The organism is Moraxella caprae DSM 19149 (assembly GCF_000426885.1).
Taxonomy (GTDB): Bacteria; Pseudomonadota; Gammaproteobacteria; order Pseudomonadales; family Moraxellaceae; genus Moraxella; species Moraxella caprae.
On the sequence record NZ_AUGF01000018.1, the window covers coordinates 37758 to 52456 of the forward strand.

Sequence of the window (14699 nt, forward strand, 5' to 3'; positions counted from 1 at the left end):
CAATATGCAAAGACTTGCCCCAAATCAACAAATTGACGGATAAGATACCATTTATTTTTAAAATATCTATTTAGAATATTGGCTTTGGTTTAAAAAGTATGCTACAAAGAAAACCGTTCGTGGCGAGCTATGTCTGCCCATAACGGTCTTCCTACCCGTAGGCATAGCTCAGGGCGAACGGAAAACCTAGTTTGGCATACTTTTTAGACTACTACCAGAATTAAATAATGACATCATTTTTGTCAATTAAGCATCCTTTTTGCGACCAAAACGCTTACGGTCATTTTCGGTCAGATACTTTTTGCGGATACGAATAGATTTTGGCGTAACTTCCACAAGCTCATCATCTTCAATAAATTCAAGTGCCTGCTCCAAGCTGTACTCCAACGCAGGGGTCAAAATAATGGCATCGTCCGAGCCTGACGCACGGATATTGGTGAGCTGTTTGGCTTTGGTTGGGTTTACCACCATGTCATCGCCACGAGAGTTGATACCCACAATCATGCCTTCATAGACTTCAAGCTGTGGTTTGGCAAACAGTCGCCCACGCTCCTGCAAGCTAAACAAAGCATAACCTAGGCAAGTACCCGTTACCATAGAAATCAGTACGCCATTTTGACGTTTGGCAACCGCACCCTCTTTCATCTCACCATAATGGCTAAAACTTGATGTCATGATACCCGTGCCAGATGTCATGGTCAAGAACTCCGAGCGAAAACCGATAAGCCCACGAGATGGCACGGTCGCCTCGATACGGATACGACCTTTACCATCCACCTCCATGTTGGTCAGTTCGCCTTTGCGGTTACCCATCTGTTCCATGACCGCCCCTTGATGTTGCTCTTCTACATCAAAAGTTACGTTCTCGTACGGCTCACACATCACACCATCAATCTCTTTGATGATAACCTCAGGGCGAGACACGCCAAGCTCAAAGCCCTCACGTCTCATGTTCTCAATCAAGACAGATAAATGTAGCTCACCACGACCCGACACCTTAAAGCGGTCTGGGCTGTCGGTATCCTCAACACGCAAGGCAACGTTGTGAATAAGCTCACGGTCTAGGCGTTCACGAATGTTACGAGACGTGACAAATTTACCCTCACGCCCTGCAAATGGGCTGTCATTGACTTGGAACGTCATCGATACGGTCGGCTCATCTACTGACAATGCCGGCAAAGCCTCAACTTCTTTGGGGTCGCAAATGGTGTCCGAGATGTTAAGATTGTCAATACCTGTCACGCAGACGATGTCGCCAGCTTGGGCAGACTCCACGTCCACACGTTCAAGTCCATGATAACCCATGATTTTTAGGATACGACCGTTACGCTTGTTGCCGTCTTTATCCACGACCACCACAGGCGTGTTGGTCTTGATAGAGCCACGTTGAATACGCCCCACGCCAATCACACCCACAAAGCTGTTATAGTCAAGGCTTGAAATTTGCATTTGGAATGCACCGTCCACGTCCACTTTTGGTGGTTCAACGATGTCCACAATGGTCTCAAACAATGGTGTCATGTCGGGAGCAAGCTCATCGGGCGACAGCCCTGCAATGCCGTTAATGCCTGAGGCATAAACGATGGGAAAATCAAGCTGTTCGTCTGTACCGCCTAGATTATCAAACAAATCAAACACTTGGTCGATTACCCAATCGGCACGGGCAGCAGGTTTATCAATTTTGTTGATAATCACAATCGGCTTTAAACCACGGGCAAACGCCTTTTGGGTGACAAAGCGAGTCTGTGGCATGGGGCCTTCTTGGCTATCTACAAGCAGTAGCACACAGTCCACCATAGATAACACACGCTCCACCTCACCACCAAAGTCGGCGTGTCCGGGGGTGTCCACGATGTTAATGCGGTATTCGGTGTTGGTGCGTTTGTCCATCCATTTGATGGCGGTGTTTTTGGCAAGAATGGTAATACCACGCTCACTTTCTAGGGCGTTTGAGTCCATGACTCGTTCAATCTCGCCCGCTCGCTCACCCAAGGCGCCTGATTGTTGTAAAAGTTTATCAACCAAGGTTGTTTTACCGTGGTCAACGTGGGCAATAATGGCAATATTGCGTAGATGTTGGATATTGTTTGACATAAAATCTCAAAATTTTAAATAAAAATGGAGTGCAAATTAAGAACTTACACAAAAGCCGTCTATTATAGCATGGATTTGACCAATAATAATATAAAATGCCAAGTTTTAGAAAATAAAAAACCACCCAAATCACTTTGGATGGTTTTTGAATAATCAGAAGATTATTTGGTTTGTGGCACTTCAGTTACCTTGTTACCTTGGATAACTGCATAAACACGGCGGTTAAGTGCTTTGTTTTCAGCAGTATCGTTAGGTGCTACAGGACGGTCAAAGCCATAACCTACCGCAGAGATACGGTTAGGAGCGATACCGAACTCGTTAGATAGCATAGACTTCACAGCATTCGCACGAGCTTCAGATAGGCGTTGGTTGTACTTAGCGCTTGAACGCTTGCTGTCTTTAGAAGCGTGACCTTCGATGGCAGCGGTTGCGTTCGGGAACTCACGCATCTTGTCAGCAACTTTAGCAACTTCTTCACGGAACTGTGGTTTGATGTTTGACTTGTCACGGTCAAAGAATACACGAAGTTCCATGCGTAGGTCTTCACCCACCACGTCTATTACAGGGCAACCATTAGCATCAACACGCAAGTTACGTGGGGTATCTGGGCATAGGTCTAGATGGTCAGCAACACCATCACCATCGCTGTCAATGAACTGCTCTTCAACAACTTGTACTTGTACAGGTTGAACCACTGGCTCATGAATAGGTGCCACAGGTACGGTAGGTGCCAAACGACCACCTAGAGTCACTTCAAGACCTGCTAGGGCTTGACCTTCCCACCATGCGTTGTCAAAGTTGTGAACGGCACGAGCTTCACCACGTAGAGCTAGAGCGTCGTTGATTAGGTAACGAGCACCTAGACCTAGGTTACCGATGGTGTCTTTTGACTCAGATACTTCTGTGCCAGCTGGAGTGCCATCACGAAGTTGTTCACGGCTTTCTACTTTATATTTGGCTTGACCTGCACCGATAAGCACATAAGGCTTGAATTTATTGTTAGTGTAGCCTGAGAATTGCTCAGTGCCGATTAGGAAGTTACCAGAGATGATTTCTTCTTTGGCGTCAAATACGTTTCTAGGATGAGCATTGGCAGAAGCTTTTGAAGCTCTTGCATCAGTATCAGTTACGCCATATTCTACTTGGAATTGAGTAGATGGGGTAAGTTCCACACCTAAAGCTAAACCAGTATATAGGTCGCTTTCAAGAGAGACGCCACCATTAGATGGGTTGGTAGATGCCTTAGGGTTTGCAGTGTTTAATCGCTGATCAGTTTTAAAGACACCGCGTTGCTCTTTGTGAGCTTCGTCTTGGTATTGATAACCAACTAGTGGGGTTACGGTTACGCCAGCAGATGCAGCGGTAGCAGCAGCGGCAACCAATGCCAAAGTAATTTTATTAAGTTTCATAAATTCCTCCAAAGGACGGTTTTGGTAAAGTCAAACACACTTAGACTATCACTGTCTATTCTAACATTAAGCGGAAATATTTTTCAATACAAATTACAAAAATAATTCAGCTTTCTGACAGATGAAGATAGCTTAACGGCAAAATAAGAATTTGACAACCTTTTTTTGATAAAAAATACAGTTTATTACATAAAAGTTGCCAACTTTTACAATAAAATTGGGGCTTTTAGCGATAAATGGCAATAACGATTAATCAGAGAATGCTTGTCTCATGTTTTTTACCGCTTTATCTAGCCCCACAAACACGCTATCAGCAATGATACTATGCCCGATGTTTAATTCATGAATGCCGTCAATTTGGGCAATGGGGGCGACATTATCCACCGTCAAGCCATGTCCTGCGTTTACCAAAAAGCTCGGGTGCTTGGATAAAGCAAATGCCACCGCCATTTTGACACGGTCTAGCTCATGGGTGATTTTGTCTTGGTTATTTTCAAGGCAACGCTCGGCATACGCCCCTGTGTGAATCTCAATGGCATCTACCCCAAGCTCTATCGCTCTGTCAATCTGGGCGGTATCAGGGTCTATAAAAAGCGATACTTTGATACCGACATTTTGCAGGTCTTTGATAAAGCTAGGTAATTTGTCATTATTGATGACATCAAGCCCACCTTCGGTCGTCACCTCTTGGCGTTTTTCGGGGACAAGGCACGCCCACTGAGGGCGGACATCACGGGCAATGGCAAGCATCTCGTCCGTTACCGCCATTTCTAGGTTCATCGGAATGCCAATCGCTTTTTTCATGGCATAGACGTCAGCGTCCTTGATATGACGGCGGTCTTCACGCAGGTGCAGAGTAATGCCGTCCGCCCCTGCCTGCTCACACACCACCGCCCCTTTGACAGGACACGGATAATCCACGCCACGGGCGTTACGAAGTGTGGCAATGTGGTCAATATTGACACCAAGTCGGGGAGTTTTCATAGTTTTTCCTTAATATGTCGCATATGTTAGGGCTTGCCATCTGCTGGCATGGTCGGCTCTTGGCTGTTGTCAAAAAGCGCTTGCTCAAGCTCGGGCAGTGCCGTTTTCATGAGACTGCCAACATACATCTGTGGCTGTGATGGCGTAAAACCCAAGAGTGCTTCTAGCTCGCCCACCCGCTTTTTGGTGTAGGCGTAGGCGTTATCAAAAGTGTTTTTATCGCCACGCAAGCCTTCGGCAAAAAACGCCCGCCCAAAATAACTCAAATCGGCGTTATGACTACACCCAAAAGACGCCCTATCGGCAGCCGATGCGGTGATGATGAGCGTGGTCGGTGATGCCAAACTCTCAATAAACGCACCCGAGTAGCACGATGAGACGACAATCACCCGCCAACGAATACCCGATGCGTCCAGTGTCTCTTTGAGCCACACAGGGTCAATGTCGTCCAAATCCAGTGGCGGATTATCCAGCACCAAATCCCCCAAAATCTGACCGCTCTCATCCACCGCCCCGTGTGAGCTTAACGTCAAAAACAGCACGTCTTCATCGGCATTCATCTGCTTGCCGATGGTTTGGAGAGTCTCGTGAATACTGGTCTTAGTGGCGATGGGGTCAGACTGCCATGTGTTTGGGTTATTGATGAGTGCAATTGATTTGCCCTTTGTGCCAAAACGCACATCAAACAGCTGTTTTGCCTGCTCTATTTCATTGGTAAAGACATCCAACTCGCTATATCCTGCCACACCCATAAAGTACCAGTCGGTCTCGCCTGTCTCCGACTTTTCAATGTTTGCCAAATGGTCTGCCAAAATCATCGGCTGGGCGTAAAAGGCAGTCTCGCTGATGGTTGGGTTTTGGTTTTTTACCTTAAAAATGGGTTGGTCTGCCACGTTTTTTTGCCAAACCACCAACAGGGCAATCGCCCCTACCATCATGATGACTCGCTCCCACCACTGCCAGTGCAAGCGTTTGGCGAAAATCAACAGTAGTGCCGCCGTCTGCCACACAAACAGTGCCACGAACAAATCAGGCAAAATGCGATACATCCAATTTGGTAGCCAGTTTTGCAAGCTTAAAAACTGCATGCCACTTTGCACCAAAATCAGTAGCGTATCTGCCACCAACCACAAAATCACAGGCACAAACAGCAGTGAGTAGTTCAGCGTACGCTTGGCGAGCAAAATCCCTGCAATGAGCATGATGGTCGGCCAAATCAGATAGCTAATCAGCCCTTGCTCGTTAAAGTCGCTACCAAAATTTGCCGTCAGCCACGCCAATAAGATATTGACCGCCAACGCCAACAGAGCAAACAGCACAAACTGCCCAAACGTGGGCTTGACCCAATTAAAGGCACGCACCGACCCCACCAACATCCACAAGGCAGCGACGATGTTAGCGGCAAAGTTTAGGGAAAATCTTGGCAGGGATTGGATTTTTAGGGATTCTAGTGACAAATGGCGACTCTTTATCGATGTAGAACAAAAAAGTTAAATTGGCTTATTTTCGCAAAAATTTACGGTTGTGGCAAGTGGTTTTATAAAAATTTGGTGCATTACTGTTTATCAATGACGAAATGACTGACGTTCATTCGTTAAATCAGCAGAGTTTATTTTTAGAAAAAGTTATACACCCAAGAAACTTTAAAATTACTACAAATACAATGATGTGTGGACGTAGGGGCGTGCTGAGCACGCCTTGTATAGTAATATCATCAAAGGGTGTGCTCAGCACACCCCTACAAACCCGTGATAAATATCAAGTTGGTTGGGTGTACTTGCTCAAAAACCATAAATTTTTTGTGGATTTTTAAAAAACTTAACCGCCAAAACGGATAAATATGTTAGAATATTACCCCTATCTTGGTTTGTGTTGATTGGTTGGCACTGGGGCATTTTCCCTTTATCCAAATTTATCAATAAATACGCCATTAACCAAGAGTGAATTTACACCTTTCTACCTTTAACACCTTTTATAAAAGAGATGACATGGTCAGTATCTACCTACTCATTCCACTAAGTCTTATGTTGTTCGTTGTGGCGATTTGGGCGATTGTGTATGCGGTCAAATCCAACCAGTTTGAAGACTTAGACAACGCCCCCGACCAAATCATCTTAGACGACCGTCAAGCCCGCCGTGACACCCTAAATCACGCTCGCCAGGCAAACCAAAATAACCAACACCACAAGGATAACGCATGAGTATCGCTCTATTAGTACCTGCCCTTGCCATGGGCTTTTTAGGGTCGCCACACTGCATGGGCATGTGTGGGGGCATTGTGACTGCTTTTGGCATTTCGATGAAAAACCTAAGCCCCCAAAAGCGTGGAATGCTTATCGCAACCTATCATGCAGGACGTTTGATAAGCTATATAGCTCTTGGGCTGATTGCCACCCTCATTGGCGAGAGCGTGCTTGCTCCGCTCATGACCGATAACACCCTGCCACGCATTGTGCTTGGGCTTGCCATCATTTTTGCCTCTTTGCTCATGCTTGGTCTACCCATTTTAAATCGCCTTGAAAAAGTGGGACTGGGTCTGTGGAATCGCCTTGCCCCTGTCCGCCAGAAGGTACTGCCCATGGACAGCTTGCCTAAGGCTTTGGGGGCAGGTCTGCTGTGGGGGCTATTGCCCTGCGGTCTGGTCTATGGGGCACTGGTCATGGCGATGAGTGTGGCGGCGGCAGGGCATGAACCCATCATGGGCGTGCTGTTCATGCTCGCCTTTGGGCTTGGTACGTTGCCCATGCTTATCATGACGGGGGCGGCACTGTCATGGCTACAACAAAAGGTTAAAGCCTTTAACCTGCGTAAATTTAGTGGAGCTGTTATGCTCATCTCGGGGCTGTCTGTCATGCTCTCGCCCACCATCATGCATCTCATGCACGGTCATCATCATGGCGGGCATAGCAATCATGGTCATGCACACGGTGAACAGCACCACGAACACAATCATCAAATGAGCCAAGACACTCATGCAGGGCATGAACATCATCATGACCATGGGCATCAGCACAGCCATGACCACCATCATTAAATGCCATCATCAAAGCCCCGTCATGGGGCTTTGATATGATTGGGCGGATATTTTTATGGACACGCAAAGCCAACCCCCAAAACCTATAGCAAATATCGAATTCATTGGGTGTACAACAAACCACACCCCATTATCAATCACTACTTATTCTCATTACCAACCTTTTTAACCTGAAAAATTTTTGATTTTATGATAAAATAATGAAAAATTTTTAACCCAAAACCGCCATGCTAGAAATCCGCCATTTGCAAATGCTCTCCGCCCTTGACCGTCTCGGTTCGCTTGCCATGACTGCCGATGAGCTTAATTTGACCGCATCCGCCATTTCTCATCAATTAAAAGAACTAGAAAGCTATTATGATATTACGCTTGTCAATCGCCGTACTCGCCCTGTAACCTTTACGCCAGCAGGTCGCTTGGTTTTACAGCTTGCCGATAATATCCTGCCGCAAGTCGCTCGCACCAAAGCCGACATAAGGCGTTTGGCACACGGGCAAGCAGGGCAGCTAAGACTGGCAAGCGAGTGTCATAGCTGTTTTGATTGGCTGATGCCGATTTTAAATGTCTATCGTAACGAGTATAGCGATGTGGACTTGGATTTTGCCTCTGGGTTTGAACCCGAACCACACCAAATGCTCCTAGACGGCGACATTGACCTACTCATCACGGCAAGCGATTTGCCGATAGACGGTATCCATTATGAGCCACTGTTTACCTACGAAAGTCGCCTTGTGATGTCGCCCACGCACCGCTTGGCAAGCCATAGCGTGATAACTCCTACCGACCTAGCGGACGAGACACTCATCGCCTATCCTGTGGAGCAGACTCGGCTTGATGTCATTGCCAAATTTTTAGAGCCAAATGGCGTTACCCCCAAATATATTCGCACGACCGAGCTTACCGCCATGCTCATTCAGCTGGTGGCAAGTGAGCGGGGCGTGTCGGCACTGCCCGACTGGGTGGCGAGCGAATATGAGAAAAAAGGCTGGGTGGTAACACGTCCGCTCGGGGCGGGGGTATATTGTCAGCTGTATGCAGGGGTGCGTGAGAGCAGTAGAGATGTGGCGTATGTGAAGGGGTTTTTGGGGCTACTTGAAGGGATTAAAAAGCCGTAATCGGACAGTAAAACCTTGCAGTCACGCTTTGGGCGTGTTATGCTAATCTTGCCGACCCCTAGGCGACCATTAGGAGCTGTCATGACCATCACTAGCCTGTCCGAGCTTAATCTTAATCATCGCTATACTTATGCCGATTATTTGACATGGCAACTAAAAGAAAAAATTGAACTCATCAAAGGCAAAATCATCGCCATGAGTCCTGCCCCTACTCGCTTTCATCAAGACATTGCATGGAATCTAAGCCGTGTGCTTGGTGATTATTTTGACAAACAGCCGTGTCGGGTTTATTTTGCCCCTTTTGATGTACGGCTAACAGGCGATAGCCCCGAGATTGAGACGGTGGTTCAGCCTGATTTGTGCGTGGTGTGTGATTTGTCAAAACTGGATGATAAAGGGTTTGTGGGAGCTCCTGATTTGGTTGTGGAAATTCTATCGCCAAGCAACTCAAAAAAAGAGATGAGCGTAAAATTTGACCTATATCAAGAAGCAGGCGTGCGTGAATATTGGATAGTGGACAGCAAGGCACGCACGATTTTGATTTATGTGTTAAAAGATGGCAGTTATGTAGGCGAACGTCCTTATGTACAAGGCGAGAACCAAGTCGCCCATTCGGTTATTTTTGATGGATTGGCGTTTAATGTGGATAAGGTGTTTGATTTATCCTAGGCAGTTTTTATTTTATTTTGCCTTGTCAAATAAAATCTTTCTATTTTAATCTTGCCACCTTTAACCCTGCCAAACTTAACCCTGCCAAACCATGCCTAAAAATAGGACAACCATCATTTACCCTATTTACCCCCTGCCATCCACAACAAATTTTTATTGCAAAATCCCACCCATTTCACTTAAAATAATCAATTTGCCATTTATAAAATGGGGATTGCCCCCATAAACATAAATTCATCACATCTTTACCGAGCGTTAAATTTTTATGAGCGTATTTGCCATTGGTCAGCGTTATTTGTCCGATTCTGAGAGTAATTTGGGATTGGGCGTGGTCATCGAAGTGGACGACCGCTGTGTTCACATCTTATTCCCCCAAAGCGAAGAAAAACGAGTGTATGCCAAAGCGTCCGCTCAACTGTCACGGGTGGTCTTTGGCAGTGGCGACACCATTTTTGACCAAGACGGGCAAGAGTTCGTGGTGGCAAGCTGTGAAGAGATAGCTGATGTCATGCGTTATCACTTGACCTGTGGCAAAAGTCTCATGGAGACTCGCCTATCGGCAAACATCACGCTCGCCAAGCCCTTGGAGCGACTGCTGGCAGGACGCATTGAGCATAATGAGCATTATGAAGTCCGTCAAGACGCCTTGAAACTCAACGCCATGCTCACCCGTCATCCGCTTCGTGGACTCATCGGGGCAAGAGTGGACATCATTAACCATCAGCTCTACATCGCCCACGAAGTCGGCAAACGCCTAGCCCCCCGAGTACTACTGGCGGATGAAGTGGGACTGGGCAAGACGATAGAAGCAGGGCTTGTCGTTCATCAACAGCTCATCACAGGGCGAGCCAATCGGGTGCTTATCCTTGTCCCTGACAGCTTACAGTATCAGTGGATGATAGAGTTAAAACGCCGATTTAACTTAGATTTTGCCATTTTTGACCTAGTACGGACAGCATCCATCAAAGAGCATAACCCTGATGAAAACGTGTTTGGCACCGAACAGCTCATCATCGCCAGCATTGATTTGTTGCTTGACCATCACGACCTATATGAGCAGGCGTATGCATCGGGCTTTGATTTGCTTGTGGTGGATGAAGCCCATCATCTGCATTGGGACAGCGAACAAGGCGGTAATGACAAATACGAGTTGGTGGCAGATTTTGCCCAGCACATCGCAGGGGTGTTACTGCTGACCGCTACGCCAGAACAGCTTGGCGTGGAGAGTCATTTTGCCCGCCTGCGACTGCTTGACCCACACCGCTTTGATGATTTGGATGATTTTATTGCCTCCCAAGACGCCTTTGCGGACGTGGCAATGGTGGCAACTTTGCTGATAGACGGCAAAGATTTGACCGATAAACAAATCACGGCAGTGGCAGGACTGCTCGGCTTTGATGTCAGTGAGATTGCCGACATCAACACCAATGACAAACTCCGCCAGCACATCATCAACGAACTGCTAGACCGCCACGGCACAGGACGTGTACTATTTAGAAACACCCGAGACAGCGTGCAGGGTTTTTATGGACGTACCAGCATCGCCTACCCGCTCCCCCTGCCGACGGCGTGGCAAAACACCCCTTATACCCATGGCAAACTGCGTGAACAGTTGTGGGGCGAAGAGGGCTTTCCCGACGGCTCATGGCTAGAAGCTGACCCCCGAGTGCCGTGGCTCATTGAGCTGTTAAAAAACGATTTAAAACACAACAAAGTCCTGCTCATCGCTCGCTCTGGGGCGACCATTGAGAGCCTAGAAGCGGTGTTACGTCTGCACGCTGGCATTAAGACCGCCATCTTTACCGAGCAGATGAGCCTGTTGGAGCGTGACCAAGCATCTGCCTACTTTGCTGACACACATGGGGCTCAGATACTGCTGTGTAGCGAGATTGGCTCGGAGGGGCGTAATTTTCAATTTGCCCAAGATTTGGTGTTGTTTGATTTGCCTGCCAACCCTGACACCTTGGAGCAACGTATCGGACGACTTGACCGCATCGGACAAATCGCCCAAATCCGCCTGCATGTCCCCTTTGTCGTTGGCACCGCCCAAGAACGCCTATATCATTGGTATGATCACGCTCTAAACATCTTTAACCACATCAGTCCTACCGCCCAAACGGTGCAAGAGCATTTCATCGCTGACCTAAAACCACTACTAGAAGGGCAAGGCACGCCCAATGACTTTACCGAACTGGTGGCGGACGCAACCGCCCTGCGTATACAGCTCGAAGAAGAGCTACAAGCAGGGCGAGACCGTCTGCTAGAATATAACTCATGCCGTCCTAGCGTGGCAGGACGTATCGTGCAAGCCATGCATGAGCTGGACAACACGCAGATACTGCCAGTATTTCTTGACCGCTATCTGGACGCACTCAACATCGATTATAGCATTAGCCGTGATGATTCGTGGGTCATTCATCCCATTGACAGCACCGAAGTGCAGGACATCTCGGGACTGCCCCTTGACGAAGACGGTATGACCCTAACTTTTGACCGCACCCAAGCCCTGACCCGTGAAGACATGGCATACATGACCCTAGAACACCCACTCATGACGGGCGTGTTAGAGTCCATCAAGTCAGGCACGTTTGGCAACACCAGCGTGGTGCTGTTAAAGTCATCCGCCATGCCACAGGGTCTCATGCTCATCGAAAACCACTTTCGAGTCGAAGCCATCGCCCCTAAGCATCTAAACCTATCTGCCTATCTGTCAGGGCAAATCATCCGTGTGCTACTTGCCGAAAATGGCAATGACCTAACCAAAGTGGCAACCCCCGATAAACTTCTACCCATCATTGACAGACTGGACAAAGCCAAAGCCCGTCAAGTCATCAAGGCAAGACATGAAGTCATCGGCAACATCACCGCCCTAGCCAAAACCAAGGCAACCGATGAGCTGTCCGCCATCAGTGCGTCCGCCCAAAGCCAATTTGCCGACCATCTGGATAAAGAGATAGGACGACTGCAACGCCTACAAGCCATCAATCCCAACGTGCGAGATGATGAAATAAAGACTCTCATTGAGATGAAAGAGCAGGGACTGTCGGCATTGGCAAATCTATCGCTCGTGCCTGACAGCATTCGTGTGCTGATTTGTGTCAAACCTGATTAATCCAAAAGGAAGTTTTATGCCCCATCTTACCCTAGAATTATCCAAAAACCTAAAAATCGCCGATGAAGCCGATTTGTTATTAAAGCTAAATACCGCCTTATTTGAAAGCGGTCAATTTGCCCAGTCCAAAGACATCAAAAGTCGTGTATATCATGCCACAGACAGCCTTATCGGACTGGCATTTGATGATGGCGAGCATTTTGTGGTGGCACATTTGGCGATTATGGCAGGTCGCAGTGATGAGATAAAGGCGGATTTGGTCGGGCGTGTGATGAGCGTCTTACAAAGCGAGATTGGTAAGACTTACCAAAACGTGCAATATGCGATCAATCTCACCGAATTATCCAACGTTTATCAAAAGGCGATTGTTTAAGCCATGTCTTTTGCCCAAATCCACACCCGCTCTGTCATCGGTCTGACCGCACCGCCTGTTACGGTGGAAGTTCATATCTCCCAAGGCTTGCCCGCTCTGACCATGGTCGGCTTGCCCGAAGCGTCTGTCCGTGAAAGTAAAGACCGTGTCCGCTCCGCCATCATCAACAGTGGTTTTGATTTTCCCAATCGCCGTATCACGATTAACCTTGCCCCTGCCGATTTGCCAAAAGACGGAGCTAGGCTTGATTTGCCGATTGCCATTGGGATTTTGACGGCAAGTGGGCAGATTGATGAGACGGTGCTGGATCATTTTGAATTTGTCGGTGAGCTTGCCCTAAATGGCGATTTGCGTGGGGTAACAGGCTCGCTGTCGGTGGCTCGCACCCTAAAAGGCGGTGGGCGGACGCTAATGCTACCAAGTGCCAATGCGTCCGAGGCGGTACAAGTGGCGGACATTTGTGTGCTGGGGGCGCAGAATCTCGCCCAAGTGTGTCGCCATCTAAATGCTATCAATGGCGGTAAGTCGGACGATAGGCTAACCCCAACCGCCATACCGACCGCCAAAACAGTGGCGACTTATCCGCTTGATTTGTCCGATGTCAAAGGGCAACACCACGCCCGTAGAGCATTGGAGATTTGTGCCACAGGTGGGCATTCTATGCTGTTTAAAGGCTCGCCCGGTTCAGGCAAAACCTTAATGGCAAGCCGACTGCCGAGCATTTTACCGCCCTTGACTGACGATGAAGCCCTAGAAGTGGCGAGCATCTATTCGGTGGCAGGCGTGCCTTATGAGTTTGGTGTGCGACCATTTCGCTCTTGTCATCATACGATGAGTGCGGTGGCGTTGTCGGGTGGGGGTTCACGCCCCAAACCGGGGGAGATTAGCCTTGCTCATCAGGGCGTGCTTTTTCTTGATGAATTGCCCGAATTTGACCGCAAAACGCTCGAAGTCATGCGTCAGCCGTTAGAATCCAAAACCATCACGATAAGCCGTGCCAACTCACAGGTGGATTATCCTGCCAATTTTCAGCTCATCGGGGCGATGAATCCATGTCCATGTGGCTATCATGGCGACCCGTCTAACCGTTGTCGCTGTACGCCTGAGCAAATCCGCCGTTATCAGGACAAAATCTCAGGCCCCCTGCTTGACCGCATTGACCTGCATATCCACGTCCCTGCCATGCCGATAGACGACCTACAAAATGCCCCTGCTGGTGAGTCGTCCGCCACCGTGCGTGAACGTGTGGCAAAGGCTCGCCAAATTGCCCTAGACCGTCAAGGCAAAGCCAACAGCGAACTGACCCCAAGCGAGATTGATACCTACATACCGCTTGGCACGGCAGAAAAACAGCTACTCGCCACCGCCCAATCTCTCCGCTCGTAGCTATCATCGGGTATTAAGAGTGGCTCGTACTATTGCCGACCTAGCAGGAGCGGAAACGGTGGGCGTGGCTCATTTGGCAGAAGCGGTGAGTTATCGGTAGGTGTGATGTTATGATATAACTGATAGTTATGGAGTTAATGAAGAAAAATAATTGATAAAATCAATCATTGTACTTGACAGGTACAATTGTATTTGTTACTATCATAAATGATAACCAACACCGAGATGATAATCTCTCACCATCATCACCTTAGTGTGGTCATCGGCTATCAGTATAGACTGATGGTTTTTTCACAACGTTAATAAGGAAAACATATGAAAAAACTCTCAATCCTAGCACTAAGTGCTACCGTAGCCATCGCTCCTGCATTTGCAGAGACGACTTCTCATTATACCACACCGAGTGTGGATACACAAACAATTGTATTACCCCAAACAACTGTTTCCACCACAACCCCACAAGTTGACCTATCTTTTGCTTTTGGTGATGCGGAAAATCTGCAAACAAAAGAGATGGCCACCA

General features: G+C 47.9%; 11 protein-coding genes and 1 pseudogene. 8 read left to right on the forward strand and 4 right to left on the reverse strand.

What is annotated here, in order from left to right; all coding sequences use genetic code 11:
- Positions 1–246: 246 nt before the first annotated feature.
- The 4 genes from typA to K941_RS15005 all read right to left on the reverse strand — a co-directional run bounded on the left by typA (position 247) and on the right by K941_RS15005 (position 5944).
- Positions 247–2094: a translational GTPase TypA gene (gene typA / locus K941_RS0106745; protein ID WP_029103017.1), complete on the reverse strand. Its 1848-nt coding sequence runs from the start codon at positions 2092–2094 to the stop codon at positions 247–249.
- 161 nt (positions 2095–2255) lie between these two features.
- Positions 2256–3503, reverse strand: coding sequence for an OmpA family protein (locus tag K941_RS0106750; protein ID WP_029103018.1), 1248 nt, complete (start codon positions 3501–3503; stop codon positions 2256–2258).
- Between the two features lie 249 nt (positions 3504–3752).
- A complete protein-coding gene (locus tag K941_RS0106755; RefSeq protein WP_029103019.1) occupies positions 3753–4487 on the reverse strand; it encodes a pyridoxine 5'-phosphate synthase in 735 nt (244 codons plus the stop codon).
- 26 nt (positions 4488–4513) lie between these two features.
- Positions 4514–5944 (reverse strand): C13 family peptidase, encoded by a 1431-nt coding sequence (locus K941_RS15005; protein ID WP_036387734.1) that lies wholly within the window; start codon positions 5942–5944, stop codon positions 4514–4516.
- A 531-nt stretch (positions 5945–6475) separates the two neighbouring features.
- Here K941_RS15005 and ccoS point away from each other — a divergent pair.
- The 8 genes and pseudogenes from ccoS to K941_RS0106805 all read left to right on the forward strand — a co-directional run.
- The gene (gene ccoS, locus K941_RS15010) at positions 6476–6688 is read left to right on the forward strand and encodes a cbb3-type cytochrome oxidase assembly protein CcoS (protein WP_036387736.1); all 213 of its coding nucleotides are present in this window, start codon (positions 6476–6478) and stop codon (positions 6686–6688) included.
- Positions 6685–7521 (forward strand): sulfite exporter TauE/SafE family protein, encoded by an 837-nt coding sequence (locus tag K941_RS0106775; protein WP_029103020.1) that lies wholly within the window; start codon positions 6685–6687, stop codon positions 7519–7521. The genes ccoS and K941_RS0106775 overlap by 4 nt, the downstream gene beginning before the upstream one ends.
- Before the next feature lie 227 nt (positions 7522–7748).
- The gene (locus K941_RS0106780; protein WP_029103021.1) at positions 7749–8636 is read left to right on the forward strand and encodes a LysR family transcriptional regulator; all 888 of its coding nucleotides are present in this window, start codon (positions 7749–7751) and stop codon (positions 8634–8636) included.
- An 81-nt stretch (positions 8637–8717) separates the two neighbouring features.
- A complete protein-coding gene (locus K941_RS0106785) occupies positions 8718–9305 on the forward strand; it encodes a Uma2 family endonuclease (RefSeq protein ID WP_115341039.1) in 588 nt (195 codons plus the stop codon).
- A gap of 265 nt (positions 9306–9570) precedes the next feature.
- Positions 9571–12417, forward strand: coding sequence for an RNA polymerase-associated protein RapA (gene rapA / locus K941_RS0106790; RefSeq protein WP_029103023.1), 2847 nt, complete (start codon positions 9571–9573; stop codon positions 12415–12417).
- A gap of 16 nt (positions 12418–12433) precedes the next feature.
- Entirely contained in the window at positions 12434–12790 is a 357-nt protein-coding gene (locus tag K941_RS0106795) for a 5-carboxymethyl-2-hydroxymuconate Delta-isomerase (protein ID WP_029103024.1), read from the forward strand.
- 3 nt (positions 12791–12793) lie between these two features.
- A pseudogene (locus tag K941_RS15015) lies at positions 12794–14276 on the forward strand (YifB family Mg chelatase-like AAA ATPase).
- Positions 14277–14491: 215 nt separating this feature from the next.
- A partial coding sequence (locus K941_RS0106805) for a hypothetical protein (RefSeq protein ID WP_029103025.1) occupies positions 14492–14699 on the forward strand: 208 nt, incomplete at its 3' end.